Annotated in this window: 13 protein-coding genes; 6 read left to right on the top strand and 7 right to left on the bottom strand. The window is 60.7% G+C overall.

Features of this window, described 5'->3' with window-relative positions; translation table 11 throughout:
- Positions 1 to 39 precede the first annotated feature (39 nt).
- Complete coding sequence (locus tag ACFP6B_RS00415; protein WP_377125347.1) at positions 40 to 1,254, bottom strand: heme/hemin ABC transporter substrate-binding protein; 1,215 nt, start codon at positions 1,252 to 1,254, stop codon at positions 40 to 42.
- A 78-nt stretch (positions 1,255 to 1,332) separates the two neighbouring features.
- Positions 1,333 to 3,495: an HtaA domain-containing protein gene (locus ACFP6B_RS00410; protein ID WP_377125344.1), complete on the bottom strand. Its 2,163-nt coding sequence runs from the start codon at positions 3,493 to 3,495 to the stop codon at positions 1,333 to 1,335.
- A 199-nt stretch (positions 3,496 to 3,694) separates the two neighbouring features.
- On the opposite strand from ACFP6B_RS00410, the gene ACFP6B_RS00405 reads away from it, so the two are divergent.
- Positions 3,695 to 4,351: a biliverdin-producing heme oxygenase gene (locus tag ACFP6B_RS00405; RefSeq protein ID WP_377125341.1), complete on the top strand. Its 657-nt coding sequence runs from the start codon at positions 3,695 to 3,697 to the stop codon at positions 4,349 to 4,351.
- Between the two features lie 182 nt (positions 4,352 to 4,533).
- On the opposite strand, the gene ACFP6B_RS00400 is transcribed toward ACFP6B_RS00405, so the two are convergent.
- A complete protein-coding gene (locus ACFP6B_RS00400; protein WP_377125338.1) occupies positions 4,534 to 5,640 on the bottom strand; it encodes a YhgE/Pip domain-containing protein in 1,107 nt (368 codons plus the stop codon).
- A gap of 109 nt (positions 5,641 to 5,749) precedes the next feature.
- Between ACFP6B_RS00400 and ACFP6B_RS00395 the strand changes: the two genes are divergently transcribed.
- Positions 5,750 to 6,367 carry a TetR/AcrR family transcriptional regulator gene (locus tag ACFP6B_RS00395; RefSeq protein ID WP_377125336.1) on the top strand — a complete coding sequence of 206 codons (618 nt, stop codon included), beginning with the start codon at positions 5,750 to 5,752 and terminating at the stop codon, positions 6,365 to 6,367.
- A gap of 225 nt (positions 6,368 to 6,592) precedes the next feature.
- The gene (locus tag ACFP6B_RS00390) at positions 6,593 to 7,489 is read left to right on the top strand and encodes a hypothetical protein (RefSeq protein WP_377125333.1); all 897 of its coding nucleotides are present in this window, start codon (positions 6,593 to 6,595) and stop codon (positions 7,487 to 7,489) included.
- Between the two features lie 163 nt (positions 7,490 to 7,652).
- On the opposite strand, the gene purL is transcribed toward ACFP6B_RS00390, so the two are convergent.
- From purL to purS, 3 genes are read right to left on the bottom strand one after another with little or no spacing between them, the layout of a single operon-like run.
- Positions 7,653 to 9,971 carry a phosphoribosylformylglycinamidine synthase subunit PurL gene (gene purL / locus ACFP6B_RS00385; RefSeq protein WP_377125330.1) on the bottom strand — a complete coding sequence of 773 codons (2,319 nt, stop codon included), beginning with the start codon at positions 9,969 to 9,971 and terminating at the stop codon, positions 7,653 to 7,655.
- Between the two features lie 25 nt (positions 9,972 to 9,996).
- The gene (gene purQ, locus ACFP6B_RS00380; RefSeq protein WP_377125327.1) at positions 9,997 to 10,806 is read right to left on the bottom strand and encodes a phosphoribosylformylglycinamidine synthase subunit PurQ; all 810 of its coding nucleotides are present in this window, start codon (positions 10,804 to 10,806) and stop codon (positions 9,997 to 9,999) included.
- Between the two features lie 5 nt (positions 10,807 to 10,811).
- Positions 10,812 to 11,063: a phosphoribosylformylglycinamidine synthase subunit PurS gene (gene purS / locus ACFP6B_RS00375; protein ID WP_237188980.1), complete on the bottom strand. Its 252-nt coding sequence runs from the start codon at positions 11,061 to 11,063 to the stop codon at positions 10,812 to 10,814.
- 120 nt (positions 11,064 to 11,183) lie between these two features.
- Here purS and ACFP6B_RS00370 point away from each other — a divergent pair, with 120 nt between their 5' ends.
- Positions 11,184 to 12,533 (top strand): Fic family protein, encoded by a 1,350-nt coding sequence (locus ACFP6B_RS00370; RefSeq protein WP_377125323.1) that lies wholly within the window; start codon positions 11,184 to 11,186, stop codon positions 12,531 to 12,533.
- Here the strand turns inward: ACFP6B_RS00370 and ACFP6B_RS00365 are convergent.
- A complete protein-coding gene (locus ACFP6B_RS00365; protein WP_377125320.1) occupies positions 12,530 to 13,105 on the bottom strand; it encodes a TetR/AcrR family transcriptional regulator in 576 nt (191 codons plus the stop codon). The genes ACFP6B_RS00370 and ACFP6B_RS00365 overlap by 4 nt on opposite strands.
- Positions 13,106 to 13,199: 94 nt before the next feature.
- Between ACFP6B_RS00365 and ACFP6B_RS00360 the strand changes: the two genes are divergently transcribed.
- Positions 13,200 to 13,583 (top strand): DUF1304 domain-containing protein, encoded by a 384-nt coding sequence (locus ACFP6B_RS00360; protein WP_377125317.1) that lies wholly within the window; start codon positions 13,200 to 13,202, stop codon positions 13,581 to 13,583.
- 54 nt (positions 13,584 to 13,637) lie between these two features.
- The gene (locus ACFP6B_RS00355) at positions 13,638 to 14,645 is read left to right on the top strand and encodes an NADP-dependent oxidoreductase (protein ID WP_377125314.1); all 1,008 of its coding nucleotides are present in this window, start codon (positions 13,638 to 13,640) and stop codon (positions 14,643 to 14,645) included.
- Positions 14,646 to 14,677 lie beyond the last annotated feature (32 nt).

Here is a 14,677-nt window from a genome sequence, read left to right as displayed (position 1 = left end):
GACCGCCGTGAGGGTAGAAGAACGTACCTGCACAAGAACCTACTGCTGGGTGTAGATAGCGGTGGCTAAGGACAGCAGTACCGCCGCACTGTTGGGCCCGAACGAGAGAACCTGGCCGTCTGCCATGTCGACCACGCGCTGGTTAGCACCGGCGGTTGTTTCAGCTACACCGGGGCGGGCGAAGAAGGCCTCGATACCACCGGTGGACTCCACCCCGCCGGTCATGGTGAGGATCAGGTCGGGGTTAGCCCGCGAGAGCGCTTCAGCGTTAGCGGGCACGGTACCCGAAGCCCCGCCCTCACTGGCCACATCGCGACCGCCCAGGGCAGTAATCAGCTCATCGGCCCCCGAACCGTCACCCAGGATAAAGAAGACACCGGCAGTACCCCGAACGTAGAGGAAGGCCATGCCCACCTTCTGCGTCGAATCCCGCGGGGCAACCTCGGCAATGGTGGCTAGCGCCGAATCAATCTCAGCCTGCACCCGGGCACCCAGCTGGGCGCCGGCGTCCGGAACTCCCAAAGCCTGCGCAACCGCCTCAATCTGCGGCACTACCTGGCTCAGGGAACGCGAGGGGTCAAAATGCACCACGGTCACCCCGGCCGAACGCAGCTGCTCGGTAATTTCGAGGGGGCCGTTGGTGGTGTCCATGAGCACCACGGTCGGGGCGAGAGAAAGAACCGCCTCAGCCGAAATGTCGTGGCCGTTCTGGGTTACCAGGGGCAGGTCTGCCAGGGTCGTTTCGGTCGAAGACGTGACCCGACCTACTAGGTTGTCCCCCAGCCCCAAAGCGACGACGGTCTGGGCTAGGGTGCCGTACATATCCAGGGCCAGAATGCGGTCGGCACTGGTCACGGTCACCTCGGTGCCCTGAAAATCGGTGACGGTCACCGGCAGCTGCGGGGCCTGCGGGTTCTCAAGCGGCAGCACATCCGGGACGGACGCCGCCGTCGCCAGACCTGTCAGGCTCTTGGGGTTCTCTACAGCATTGGCTTTGAGGTAGTCCTCGGCCTGCTGCAGGGCGGTGCGGTGCACCTCTTCACTGGCGGGAGCCTCAATGCCCCCGGCCGTTGCCGACGACTGAGCCCCGCCCTCAACCGACGCAGAAGCTGCCCCTGCTTGGGAGCCTGTAGCGGCGGCGTCCGCACCGCTCTCTGCTGACCCGGTACAGGCCGTCACCGCCAGAACCAGGGCAGCACTCAGAACAGAAAAACCCCGGCGCAGGGGCAGAGAAGAAAAGGTGAAGGTAGGCACCAGAACCTCCTGAGAAAAACTGAAAAACGAGGGGGTGGGAGCCGGGTAAACTCCGGCTCCCACCCGGGGAAGGGAGAATTAGGACGCGCGGCGGCGGGCTACCACCACAGCACCGGCAGCTAGCAGGGCAGCACCCAGGGCAATCAAGGCGCCCACCGAAGCACCGGTGTTCGCCAGCTTGCCGCTCTGGGCAGCGGCTCGGGCGGCTTCGGCCTTACGGTTAGCTTCAGCGTTCAGGGCATCGCAGTTAGCACCGTTCTCTGAGACATACTGGGTCTTCTCAATGGTCTGAGAAGCACCGGTGACGGTCTTTGAACCCAGGGTACCGGTGAAGCTAATGGGGTCAAGGGCTTCACCTGCCTGGTAGAAGCCAGCGAAGGCAGCTTTGCCCTCAGCAGTTAGGGTGGCAGAAGCACTGCTGACGCTAATGCTGGATCCGTTAACAGTCAGGCCAGCCAAATCGACATTGGCGAAGGGCACCTCACCGTGGTGGGTTGTCTGCCCCTTCATGTCATTAGAACTTACGGTCAGGTAGAGGGTGCCGGTAGAACCGTTGATCTCAAGGCGGGGGTTAGCCATCAGAGTGTTCAAGGTGCCGCCGTGGCCGGTGAAACGGACAGAGCCCTCGAAAGCCACAGAGCCCTTGCCGTTAGCGTAGGTGCCTGTACCTTTGGACCAGCCAAAGGCCTGGTTAGCGTAGGTAACGCCGTTCAGTTCCCAACTACCCTTAGCGATACCGCCACCAATGTAGTTACGGAAGGAGGAGCGCACGCCCCAGTCGAAAGTAGCAGCTGAGACGGTCCCGTCAGCCTGAGTAGTGGTTGCACCGGGCACGGTTTCGGTCACGGTCACCGGCACGCACTGGGGCGCCGGATCAGCAGGGTTAGCAGAGGGCTGGGCTGAGGGAATGACGGTTGGCTCAGCGGTCGGCTGGGCCGAGGGTGCTGCCGTCGGTTCAGCAGAAGGCTGGGGTGAGGGGGCCACGGTCGGCTGGGTGGTGGGCTCTGCGGACGGGCTCGGGGCAGGAGCCGGGGTTTCGCTGGGAGCCGGGGCCGGTGCGTCCTCAACCACGGGGGCAGCAACCCGCAGGTACAGGGGGTCAAAAGCGGTTCCCTCTGCATAGCGGGCCCCAAAAATGCTGGCGGCATGAGCCGTCGCAACAGTCGGCACGCCCTCCAGAAGCAGGTTACCCGCTGAATCGGTAGTCAGGGCGCTCGCGTCAAAGCTGGCGATGGGCTGGTCGGTAATTTCACCGGTGTTGGCCGAGGTGCCGGTGGCGTAGATGTAGCCGTTTGCACCGTCGGTAACAACGCGGAAGCTATGCAGGTTGATGTTGAGCACCCCGCCGTGGGCGACCAAGGAGAAGCTACCCGGAACACTGATGGAGTAGCCGGTATCAGTCTTCTGGGCGGTTGCACCGGCAAAGACAAAGTTGTTGCCTTCTAGGCTGGTGTGTTCGCCAGGAGTAACGGCGTTCTGGGCGATCAGGTAGTTGAGGAAGGAATCCTTGATACCCCAGGTGACGGTGCCCGCTGCGTTGGTGACGCCGTCAGTGGTGGGCTCGGGTGTGGGCGTGGGGGCCGGGGTCTCTGCGGGCTTTTCAGCCAGGTCAGCCGAGAAAGTGAGCGGAGACAGAACCTCGCCTGCCTTGTAGAAACCGGCGAAGGCGGCTGCGCCGTCGGCGGTGAGAGTAACGGGAGCGGCAGTGGCTGATACGGTGCCGTTGCTGAAAGTGACGCCAGAAAGGTCTACGGTAGCGAAGTGGACGTTGGTGGCATCGATATCGGGGGATCCGTTGTAGCCCTTGGACTTCACATCAGCTACCAGGGTGCCCTGAGTACCGTTGATAACCAGCTTGAGGTTGGCGTAGGTGATATCAAGTTCACCCTTATGGGCGGTGAAGTGGATAGTCCCGGGGTAGTTGATGGTTCCGTTTGCACCGGTGAACTCGCCCTCGGCCCCCTGCCAGGAGAACGTGGAGCCGTTGAAGCTGGGGCCGCCGGTTACCTCGACGCTACCACCGGCAAAAGCGCCGGTGACGTAGCGGATGAAGGAGTCCTTGAGTGACCAGGTCAGCTGGGCATTGCTGGCGACGTGAGTTGCGGACGCGGCCGCGACGGTGCTGCTGGTGGCGTCCGCCGCGTCAGCTACGGACGCGGTGGCTAGGGTCATGCCTGACAGGGTGAGTGCGGCGGTGGCTAGGAGGGCGCAGGAGCGCCGGGCGCTGTGCTGGGGAGACATGGGCATCCTCGTGAAAACTATGTGGTGTAGGGTGGGCACATTTCGTAACATGCCCTGCCTTATTAAATTTAAGGGCATGCCTAAACTAGCATTAAGGCAACCCTAATAAAAATAGGTTACAAGTACTTGACTTAATTCTTTCTTGGTGACAGTCTGTCAATAAATAGTGTTAATCTAGCCCTCAACCAAGGAGGACCCCATGACTACCGCTCTCGCCGACACCGAGCGTCCTACCTTCTCAGCCCGCCTTAAGGCAGAAATCGCTGCCCGCCACGAGCAGGCAGAACACTCCAGCTTCATGGCCGACCTGATGGGCGGCAAGCTCGACCGTAAGGCCTACCGCATGCTGCTGACCCAGTACGTCTATATGTATGAGGCCCTCGAAGAAGTAGCAGCCGGCTTCCGCGCCCACCCCAACCCCATCACCGAACCCTTCGTGCTCGAGGGCCTTGACCGGCTTGCTTCTATCAAGGCTGACCTAGCTGAACTGGGCGGCCCCACCAGTGACCAGCCCTTACCGGCAACCGCTGACTATGCGGCAGCTATCCGGGCGACGGCGTCCGCCCCCGAACGCTTCTTGGCCCACCACTACCTGCGCTACCTGGGCGACCTGTCGGGCGGGCAGGCCGTGGCTGCCCTGCTCGCCCGGCACTACGGTGTGCCCGCTGAGGCTCTGAGCATGTACCGATTTGAGGCACTCCCGAAGCCCAAGGTATTCAAGGACTCCTACCGGGGTCTTCTGGACGATGCCCCGCTGACGGACGCCCAGCGTGACGCCCTGGTTGATGAGGCCCTGGTCGGGTTCGACTACAACACCCGTGTGTTTGCACAGCTGGGTGAGAGCCTAGCCCCATAGATGTGTAGCTAGGGGCCTCCATGCTGTGTGCAGGTTTCTTGGGCTGTGTGCAGGGTTTTCTCTGCACAGAGCCCAAGAACTCTGCACAGGCTAAGACAGAAGGACGCCTGCCCCGGCTTGCGTGAGCCGGGGCAGGCGTCCTTGGGCGCGCTCTGGGTGCTGCTTAGCGGTAATGGTGTGGGTTAGGCGACTAGCTCCTTGGGGGTGCGGTTCTTAAAGGCTGCTACCGCAATGAGGGTCAGGCCGATGGCTACCATCCAGAAGAAGGCGCCGGTGTTAGAGTTCAGCCAAGCCTCGCCTGCGTAGAGGATATCGCGTACCCCCTGCCCGGCGAAACGGGCGGGAGTCCAGGGGTAAATCCACTCGTTCCAGAAGGTCGGCAGGAACTGGCGGGGGATGCTGAGGGTCGCAGTGCCCAGCAGCATGGTGAGGGCCGATAGGGCCACCCCCTTAGCGCCCAGTAGGTCAAGGAAGCTGGTGGTCAGGGCAATATAGCCAGCAGATAGGGCGCTCAAGAAGATGGCCAGCTCGCTAAAGGGTAGCTCAAAACCGGTAATAGACTGCACTAGCCAGGCCATACCGAAGCCAACCAGCAGTGCTGCCGCAGACCCATAAACTACTTGCAGGCCAGCGTTCACCCAGGCAGTGGCACCGCGAGCCCTAGAAACCGAGTGGGATCCGGCAAGCAGGACGGACGATACCATCGAGCTGATGAAGGTGCCCATAAAGAGCATCATGGGGGCGAAGCTGCCAGCAAAACCCCACTCGGTGGGAATCTTGTTTATGGTGGTCACATTGATAGCCACCGGTGAGTTCTGGCTCATGGCGGTCAGGGCGTTGGTTGCGGTTTGCACGCCCATCATAGTCTTGGACTGGTCTACAGTAGCGGTAAGTGCGGACGCCTCGCCGCCTCCAGCCTGTGCCGCTGCGGCAGCCTGAGAGAAGTCAGCTGGAATTTCAAGAACGGCGTAGTAGCCCTCGTCCTCAAGGAGCTCCTCGGCCGACTGCCCGCTAGTGACCAGGGTGAAGTCAAGAACCTGCTGGTCAGCGGAGGTGAGATTTTCAACTGCTTGGGCTCCGGCGTTGATGGTTTCACCAGTCGGTAGGGTGATACCCGAATCTGCATTGACGATAGCTACCGGCAGGTTTTCTGCCTTAGCTCCCAGCATGGGGGTCACTATGAGGGCAGCGACCAGCAGGCCGATGATCGGGGCGAGAAGGGGGAGAATCCAGCGTTTGGGGCTGGAGGTTTGGGTGTGTGAGTCAGTGGCGACTGTTGAGCCTGCCATGTCTGTGCCTTTCTAATGCAACAACTTGTTGTATTTAATCCTAAAATCACCCCGCCCGGGCTAAATTAGACTTATTACAATACTTTGTTGCATTTTTTAGGAGGAGACCATGGCCCGTCCTCGCAAAGACTCAGCCCAACCCGGCGCCCGTCAGCGCATCACCGAAGCCTACTGGGCACTAGCAGCTGAGCGAGCCTTCCCCGACATTGCCGTCGACCAGATTCTCAAACGCGCCGACTGCAACCGCACCACCTTCTACTACCACTTTGAAAACCTCGCCGCAGTGCGTGCCGAGGCTGAAAAGCAACGGCTAACCGCCGAAAAGTTCCGCAGTATCGTACGACTTATCGTCAGCCGTGACTTGAGCAGTAGCACGGTGCGGGCCTTCTATGATGAGAACCTTGACCTTATCCGCTACCTAGCCCGCCAGCTGGCAGGTAGCCCCCGGGGCGAAGCCTCTGACAGGTTCAGGGCTACCGTGCGCGCTATGTGGATTGAGCAGGGGCTTTTACGCGGTGATGGTAGCGACCCCGACCTGCTCCTAGTCACCCACACCTTCCTTATCAACGGGCTGCTGGGGTCTATCGCTTCACTCGCTGATTTGAGCGAGGACGAGTTCTTTGTGCGCCTTGATAGCTTCTCCCAGCTCTACAGCACAATCGTGATGAACGTGCTCGCGGACGTCCTACCCAATAGTGCCCTGGAAGCGCTGGGGGAAGGAGCATAGGTCTGGGCAGGTTTCTTGGGCTGTGTGCAGGGTTTTCTCTGCACACAGCCCAAGAACCCTGCACAGGGTTAAGAAAGAAGGACGCTCCCCGGGTCGGTAACTGCCACGCTAACGCACCCGACTTATCCACAGGCCTGGCTGCTATATGACCTGTTTGTGAACCAAAAGAGCCTGCGATGTTCACACCCCTTGCAAGAGGTGAACGGGGTCGGTGACACTGCCCTTATGAATGATGTTGCAGAGATTTACCAGCAGGTGCGCTGCCTTAAAGATTTACAAGATATCGGTGTAAGCCCCTCTGTAGCTTCGACCCGTTTTAGGTCTGGTTACTACACCAAAATCAAGCAGGGGATCTATATTGAGACCTCTATATGGAACCAGTGGGGCACTCGCCAGAGATGCATAGCCCACCACGCCGCGCATATCAAAACGGTGCCGAGCGGGGTGCTGAGTCACCAGTCGGCTGCGCTTTGGTTAGGAGCTCCGCTCCTAACCCTACCTCACAAGGTGCATATGAGTTTTGCGTCGGCTTCTGTACAGCACCGCCCTTCAGTAACAGCGCATCGCGGACGTACGGACGTAGTTCGCGAGGCTCAACTGGTAGTAGGGGCTTCTGTTGCTGCTCCGGGGCAAACTCTGCGCGATGTGGCCCTATCTCTACCTCGCGTTGAGGCGCTGGTGATTGGTGATTATTTTCTGCGGCAGGGTGTTATATCTGTAGCGTCGGCACGTACTGCTCTGGCTGAGGCGGGTGGAGCTGCGCTTGCCGTGGGGCAGAGACTGAGCGCTTTAGCAGATTCTCCTGCTGAGACGATCGCGCGCGACCTTATTTATGAGTGGAATCTGCCTCTACCTCAGGAGCAGTTCGAGGTATTCACCCACTATGGCCGTGTCTACCGTGCTGACTTCGCTTGGCCTGAGTTGGGGGTCATGCTTGAGGTCGACGGTGAGGTGAAGTATTCGGGAGTCTATGGCCGCGCTGACGATGTGGTTCAGGCGGAACATCGGCGGCATCGCGAATTAGAGATGGCTGGCTGGAAGGTGGTGCGTACGCGCTGGAAGGAGCTGATGTCGCACCCTGCTACTCTCCGGCAACGGCTGTGGGAGGCAGGCGTCCGGTGAGCCAGGCTGGAGGTGTGCAGGTTTCTTGGGCTGTGTGCAGGGTTTTCTCTGCACACAGCCCAAGAAACCTGCACAGGCTAAGACAGAAGGACGCCGCCACGCACCTGCCTGCCCGAAGGCAGGGGAGGGGCGGGGCGGCGTCCTTACGCACAGTAGCTAGCGACTAGCTGGGGGCAACCTCACCGAAGTGGCGGGCCAGAGTGCCCTCGTGGGCTTCACGCAGCTCGTCCAGGTCGATAGCGACCTCACCCTGAATATCCAGGGCGTTAGAAGCGGCATCGACCACGCCGATACGGGCGAAGGGGTAGTCGCGGGCGGTACACATGTCCTTGAAGCGAACTTCCTCGGAACGGGGCACAGACACAACCACACGACCCAGGGACTCTGAGAAGAGCAGGGTGAAGAGGTCAATACCGTCACGCTCAGCAACCTCACCCAGGCCAACACGGGCACCGACGCCAAAGCGCAGGCAGCCCTCAACCAGAGCGGCAGCCAGACCACCGGCAGAAACATCGTGGGCGGCATCAATCATGCCGTCCCGGCTCATATTCACCAGCATGTCGCCCAGCAGCTTCTCGGCAGCCAGATCAACCTTGGGGGGCAGGCCGCCCAAGTGACCCTTGAAGCGGGCCCACTCGGAGCCGTCTAGCTCATCGCGGGTGGTGCCCAGCAGGTAGAGGGCCTGGCCGTCGTGCTCAGGAGCCCAACCGGAGGGGGTGCGGCGGGTGACGTCGTCCATCACGCCCATCATGGCAACCACGGGGGTGGGGTTAATGGCCTTGCCGCCGGTCTGGTTGTAGAGGGAGACGTTACCGCCGGTCACGGGTACGCCCAGTTCCATACAGCCGTCGGCGATACCGCGCACGGCCTCAGCGAACTGCCACATGATGTCCGGGTCCTCGGGGGAACCAAAGTTCAGGCAGTCAGAGACAGCCACGGGGCGGGCGCCTACGGTAGCCACGTTGCGGTAGGCCTCAGCCAGGGACGCCTTCGCACCCTCATAGGGGTCGAGCTTGGTGAAGCGGGGGTTAGAGTCGGTTGCCAGGGCAACACCCAGGCCGGTCTCTTCGTCCACACGAATCACGCCGGAGTCATCGGGCATAGACAGGGCGGTGTTGCCCTGAACGTAGCGGTCGTACTGGTTAGTAATCCAGGACTTGGAGCACATGTTGGGGGCCGCCATAAAGGCCTTGATAGCCTCGCCCAGCTCAGCGCCGGTGGGGCGGGCGTCGTCCGCGCCAGAACCGGTGAACTTGTCGGCCTGCAGGGAGTCCTGCCACTCGGGGCGGGCGTAAGGACGCTCGTAGGTGGGGCCGTCGTGAGCAACGGTCTTGGGGTCCACATCGACGATGATCTCGCCCTGCCATTCGATGGTCAGGCGGCCGGAGCCGGTAACCTCACCCAGAATGGAGTACTCGACGTCCCACTTCTTCATGATGTCTTCGAAGCGGCTCAGGTTCTCGGGGGTCACAACCGCCATCATGCGCTCCTGGGACTCAGACATGAGAATCTCGCCCGGGGTCAGGGTGGGGTCGCGCAGCAGAACCTTGGTCAGGTCAACGTGCATACCGCCGTCGCCGTTGGAGGCCAGCTCGGAGGTGGCGCAGGAGATACCTGCGGCGCCGAGGTCCTGGATACCCTCAACGATGGAGTTCTTAAAGAGCTCCAGGCAGCACTCAATCAGTACCTTCTCAGCGAAGGGGTCGCCCACCTGCACGGCAGGACGCTTGGAGGGCTTGGTGTCGTCGAAGGACTCTGAGGCCAGAACGGAAGCGCCGCCAATGCCGTCGCCACCGGTGCGGGCGCCAAAGAGGATCACCTTGTTGCCGGTACCTGAGGCGTTAGCGGTGCGGATATCCTCGTGGCGCATGATGCCCACAGCCAGGGCGTTGACCAGGGGGTTTGCCTGGTAGCACTCGTCGAACTCGACCTCGCCGCCGATGTTGGGCAGGCCCAGGGAGTTGCCGTAGCCGCCAACACCGGACACAACGCCGGGCAGGAGGCGGGCGGTGTCGGGGTGGTCGATGGCACCGAAACGCAGGGGGTCCATGACGGCCACGGGGCGGGCACCCATCGAGATAATGTCACGCACGATACCGCCCACGCCGGTCGCTGCACCCTGGTAGGGCTCAACGTAGGAGGGGTGGTTGTGGGACTCGATTTTGAAGGTCACGGCCCAGCCGTTGCCAATGTTGGTCACACCGGCGTTCTCGCCGATGCCGACCATGAGGTCCTTCTTCATCTCGTCGGTGACCTTAGCGCCGAACTGCTTGAGGTGCACCTTGGAAGACTTGTAGGAGCAGTGCTCTGACCACATGACCGAGTACATGGCCAGCTCGGCTGCGGTGGGGCGGCGGCCGAGAATCTTCTTGATGCCCTCGAACTCGTTCTCCTTCAGACCCAGCTCAGCCCAGGGCAGCTCGGTCTCGGGGGTGGCAGCGGCGTGCTCAACGGTGTCGAGATTAAACTTCTTGTCGCTCAAAATTCTTATTCCTTATGCGAGGCGTTTAGGCCGAAACCAGCTGGTTGAGTACGGAGGTGAAGACGCCCAGGCCGTCCGCGCCACCGCGCAGGCCCACGGTGCCAAAACCGGAGGACGAGGGGCCGAAGCCGGGTTCGACGGCGTGCTCGGGGTGGGGCATGAGGCCCACGACGTTGCCGCGCTCGTTGGAGATGCCGGCGATATCGTTGCGAGAGCCGTTGGGGTTAACATCCACGTAGCGGAAGACCACGCGGCCTTCAGCTTCAAGTGCCTCAAGGGTCTTGGCGTCGGCAACGTACTGGCCGTCCTGATTCTTGAGGGGCACCACGATGTTCTGGCCCGCCTCGAAGTCGCCGGTCCAGGCAGTCTGGTTGGTTTCAACGCGCAGGGTCTGATCACGGCAGATGAACTTGCGGTGATCGTTCTTGATCATGGAGCCGGGCAGCAGGTGGGTTTCGGTCAGAATCTGGAAACCGTTGCAGATGCCGAGCACCGGCAGGGGAACAGAGCCGGAGGTGCCAGCGGCACTGGCTGCCTCAACGACCTTACTCATGACCGGGGCCTTAGCGGCAATAGCGCCTGCGCGCAAGTAGTCACCATACGAAAAACCGCCGGGCACAATTACGGCATCTACATCGTGTAGAGCTGCTTCATCGTGCCACAGCGGTACGGGGGTGCCACCAGCTAGGCGGACGGCGCGGGAGGCGTCGCGGTCGTCGAGGGTGCCGGGGAAGGTGATGACGCCGACGCGCACATCAGCCAGGGCGGCATCGGGAGTGTTCTGAGAGAAGTCGCCCACCAGGGGAACTTCGGTTGCTGCGAGGGATTCTGCCACGTCTTTTAGTCCTCCAGAGCTTCGACGTTGACGACGTCTTCAATCACGGGGTTAGACAGCAGTTCTTCAGCTGCCTGGCGGGCCTGCGCGAGCAGTTCTTCGGTGACTTCACCATCAACGGTCAGTTCAAAACGCTTACCCTGACGAACATCGGTGAAGTTGGTGAGACCGATACGGGGAAGCTCGTGAGCGATAGCCTTGCCCTGGGGGTCGAGGATTTCGGGCTTGAGCATAACGTCAACAACAATACGGGCCATGAATGGGCACTCCTTGGGTGCTGGAATCTATATAGAGCCAGGTCTCATTTTACCGGTTTGTACAAGCTTGTGCCCCAAAGTGAGACGGCGGGGCGCGGGGCTTTTCTGGGGCGTCTGGTCATGACGAGCGTGCGCTATATCGCTGAGCGTGCACCCGGCAACCGCACGCTCGGCGATATGGCGCACGCTCGGTGTTTGCGAGAAGATACTGGGAAAATAAACCATAATTTTCTATATAAACAGCTTAATGGGAAAATTGAGGTGCATTTTTCTCAAGAGAGACTCGCAGGAGGCAACATGCAGAGTTGGCCATCTCTTACATATACAGAGCGCTTGTGGGTGCACCGTGACCCCTTGGCCTCTCGCCGGAGCCAGCGGAAAAATCGAGGTACTTTTCAGGTGCCGCACGTTCCGTATATTTCTGAGGCTCCTGTGAGGCTCAGTGCAGATGTGCTGGCTAGCGCATCTGCGGCATCAGTGGCTATGACAAGGTTCGACCACGAACAGGCATCATTTGTTCATTTCCCATTCGCTACGGTGCTTTTGCGCGGAGAATCTGCCACAAGTTCACAGATTGAAAATCTGACGGTAAATGCTCGAAAACTCTCGCTTGCTGCACTTGGTGCGCCGGTAGGAGGCAATGCTGAACTTGTTGCCCGCAACGTCCGCGCCATGAAAGCTGCAATCGACGTTGCCCACGAACTTAGCATCGACGCTTTGCTGACCATGCACGAGGAGCTTACAGCGGGTGTTCAAGATGATGCCGGTGAGCTGAGAAAAGAATGGGTGTGGATTGGGGGAGAATCCCCTGTCACAGCCAGGTACGTAGCACCTGCCTGGGAGGATGCGCCTGGGTTGCTTGAAGACCTCGTTGTCTTTTTGGGGCGCCGGGACCTTGATCCTACCGTGCAGGCGGCTCTTGCTCATGCCCAGTTTGAAACTATTCACCCTTTTACAGATGGGAATGGGCGTACAGGGAGAGCGCTCATCTCATCTCTGTTAAAGGCGCGCGGGGTGACGCAGTATGTGGTGGTTCCCCTGTCGAGCGGTTTGCTCTATGACCTTGAGGGGTATGTTTCTGCTCTGGAGGCGTATAGGCGCGGGGATATAGAGCCCATCATCCTGTGTTTTGTGGATGCCATTGAATCATCGCTGGCTAATACTCGTTTGCTTGCCCAGGACATTGAACAGTTTTATGAGCAGATTCTTGCCTCGCGCCCGAGGGTGACTGAAGCGGTGCGTAAGGTGGCAAGGTTCTGCTGCTCAGAGCCAGCTTTTACGGCTGGAATGCTAGAAGAACACGCCGGAGTGGCTAGATCTACCACCTATCGCATTATTGATTCCCTGGTGGAAACCGGTATCTTGCGGCGGGAGCAGAAAGTGCGCGGGCAAAATGCCTGGTCTGCCCCTGCTTTGACGGAAGCGCTTGACGCGTTTGCCCAGAGGGCGGGCCGTCGGCGTTTTGTTTAGTCCTGAGCGGCCAGGAGCGCCTGCGCCGCCTGCAGGTTGGCTAGGGTGAGGGTTTTGTTGGTGCGGGCAAGGGCCAGGGCTGAGATGGTGAGGGCAACCAGGGCGCGGGCTTGGCTGTATACTTCGGCCTCGGTGAGGTGAGGACGCGCCCTGCCCAGCCCCGCGTGGAAGGCGGCAAGGAGTTCGTCGTAGTAGCTGCTGACGGCTGCGCTGACCACTGGGTCGGTGCCCACCGGGGCGTTAGCTGCCGCTATGAGTAAGCAGCCGGGGTGGCTATCGGCAGAGCTAATAGAGCTGGCCAGGGTCGCAAAGTAGTCGTTGAGGGCATCGGGCTTCGCGTCTTCGCTGGTGATGCGAGCAAGGAGCGGGCGGACGCTTTCTGCCAGGTAGTTCTCTACCGCTTCGTCAAAAAGCCCCTTTTTCGACTCGAAGGCGTGGTAGAGACTGGAGCGCTTGAGGCCGGTTGCCTGTTCAAGGTCGGGGATTGAGGTTGCCTCGTAGCCCCGATCCCAAAAGACGTCGCGGGCTGCCCTGACGGCGTCCGCTCGGTCGAAGGTTGCTGCGCGCCCCATGATGTGCCTCGTTTCATAGCTAACAAAATTGTGTACTGACCATTCTAGTATATATTGGAATAAGCATTACAAAAACCTATGAAAGGATATCCCCATGACTATCGCCGGTATTATCGCCCTACTGCTCGCCGTCGCCCTGCACGTTTTTATCTTCTACCTCGAATCCTTCGCCTGGACCACCCGAGCCCTGCCAGTCTTCGGTATGAGCCGTGAATCAGCCGAACAGACCAAGGAAATGGCCTACAACCAGGGCTTCTACAACCTCTTCCTGGCAATCATTGCCGCCGCCGGTGCCCTGGCCCACTTCGCCGGTGCCCCCGCCGTGGGCCTAGCCCTCATGCTCGCCGGTACCGGGTCAATGCTGGCCGCCGCAGCCGTCCTCTTCATCACCTCACCCGACAAGCGCCCCGCCGCCATCAAGCAGGGTGCCTTCCCGCTGCTCGCCGTCCTTCTGCTCGCTCTGGGCGCAACCCTTTAACAAACGCCCTCGACAGGCGTAGAACTGGTTAAACAGCTTTCGAAAGGAAAAATCATGACACAAGCACGTGAAATCCGCCTTGCCTCCCGCCCCAGCGGCTGGCCCACCTCCGACAACTTCGAATTTGCCACCGTTACCCTGCCTGAGCTCACCGATGGCCAGGTACGCGTTAAAAACGAGTTCATCTCGGTTGACCCCTATATGCGCGGGCGCATGAACGACGCCAAGAGCTATGTAGCCCCCTACGGCCTGGGGGAACGCATCACCGGCGGTGCCGTCGGACGCGTTGTCGAATCGCACGATGAAAGCCTGCCTGTAGGCACCCTCGTATCGCACCAGCAGGGCTGGGCAGACTACGCCCAGGGCGCCACTCGCGAGTTTACCGCCCTGCCGGAACTACCTGCCGGGGCGCCGTCCTCGCTCTACCTGGGCATGCTGGGCATGACGGCGATGACCGCCTACGCAGGCCTGACCCGCATTGCCCACCTGAAAGAAGGCGACGTCGTGTTCATCTCTGGCGCAGCGGGCGCCGTGGGCACCGCCGTCGGGCAGATCGCTCGCCTGCTCGGTGCCTCCCGCGTTGTCGGCAGCGCTGGCTCGGCTGAGAAGGTTGAGCTGCTGACCAGCAAATACGGCTACGACGCCGCCCTCAACTACAAGGACGCCCCCGTGCGGCAGGCCCTGCCCGAGCTGGTTCCAGATGGTGTAGACGTTTACTTCGACGACGTCGGTGGCGACCACCTCGAAGCCGCTCTCGACGTGATGAACCGCGGTGGCCGCCTGGCGCTCTGCGGCGCGATCTCTGCCTACAACACCAGCGAGACCACCCCCGGCCCCGACAACATGACCAACATGGTCAAGCAGGGCCTAACCATGCAGGGCTTCACTCTGGGGGAGTACCTAGACGTCGTCCCCGAGTTCCGCGAAAAGATGGGCCGCTGGTTTGCCGACGGCAAGATTGCCTATGACGAGACCGTCTACGAGGGGCTCGACTCCACCGTCGAAGCCTTCATCGCCATGATGCAGGGCGCGAACACCGGCAAGATGGTGGTCAAGCTCTAGTCCTTAGGCATACCGAAAGGGGACCGCATACT

The organism is Rothia nasimurium, assembly GCF_042660305.1.
Lineage (GTDB): Bacteria > Actinomycetota > Actinomycetes > Actinomycetales > Micrococcaceae > Rothia > Rothia nasimurium.
Note: the sequence above shows the minus strand (reverse complement) of the source record. Positions and strands in the feature narration are given on the sequence as shown.

Excerpts from the sequence above, each read along its gene's own strand:
- ACFP6B_RS00370 (WP_377125323.1), top strand. The coding sequence starts at position 11,184 with ATGACGAGCGTGCGCTATATCGCTGAGCGTGCACCCGGCAACCGCACG.
- purS (WP_237188980.1), bottom strand. The coding sequence starts at position 11,063 with ATGGCCCGTATTGTTGTTGACGTTATGCTCAAGCCCGAAATCCTCGAC.
- ACFP6B_RS00405 (WP_377125341.1), top strand. The coding sequence starts at position 3,695 with ATGACTACCGCTCTCGCCGACACCGAGCGTCCTACCTTCTCAGCCCGC.
- ACFP6B_RS00400 (WP_377125338.1), bottom strand. The coding sequence starts at position 5,640 with ATGGCAGGCTCAACAGTCGCCACTGACTCACACACCCAAACCTCCAGC.
- ACFP6B_RS00390 (WP_377125333.1), top strand. The coding sequence starts at position 6,593 with ATGAATGATGTTGCAGAGATTTACCAGCAGGTGCGCTGCCTTAAAGAT.
- ACFP6B_RS00365 (WP_377125320.1), bottom strand. The coding sequence starts at position 13,105 with ATGGGGCGCGCAGCAACCTTCGACCGAGCGGACGCCGTCAGGGCAGCC.
- ACFP6B_RS00360 (WP_377125317.1), top strand. The coding sequence starts at position 13,200 with ATGACTATCGCCGGTATTATCGCCCTACTGCTCGCCGTCGCCCTGCAC.
- ACFP6B_RS00410 (WP_377125344.1), bottom strand. The coding sequence starts at position 3,495 with ATGTCTCCCCAGCACAGCGCCCGGCGCTCCTGCGCCCTCCTAGCCACC.
- ACFP6B_RS00355 (WP_377125314.1), top strand. The coding sequence starts at position 13,638 with ATGACACAAGCACGTGAAATCCGCCTTGCCTCCCGCCCCAGCGGCTGG.
- ACFP6B_RS00395 (WP_377125336.1), top strand. The coding sequence starts at position 5,750 with ATGGCCCGTCCTCGCAAAGACTCAGCCCAACCCGGCGCCCGTCAGCGC.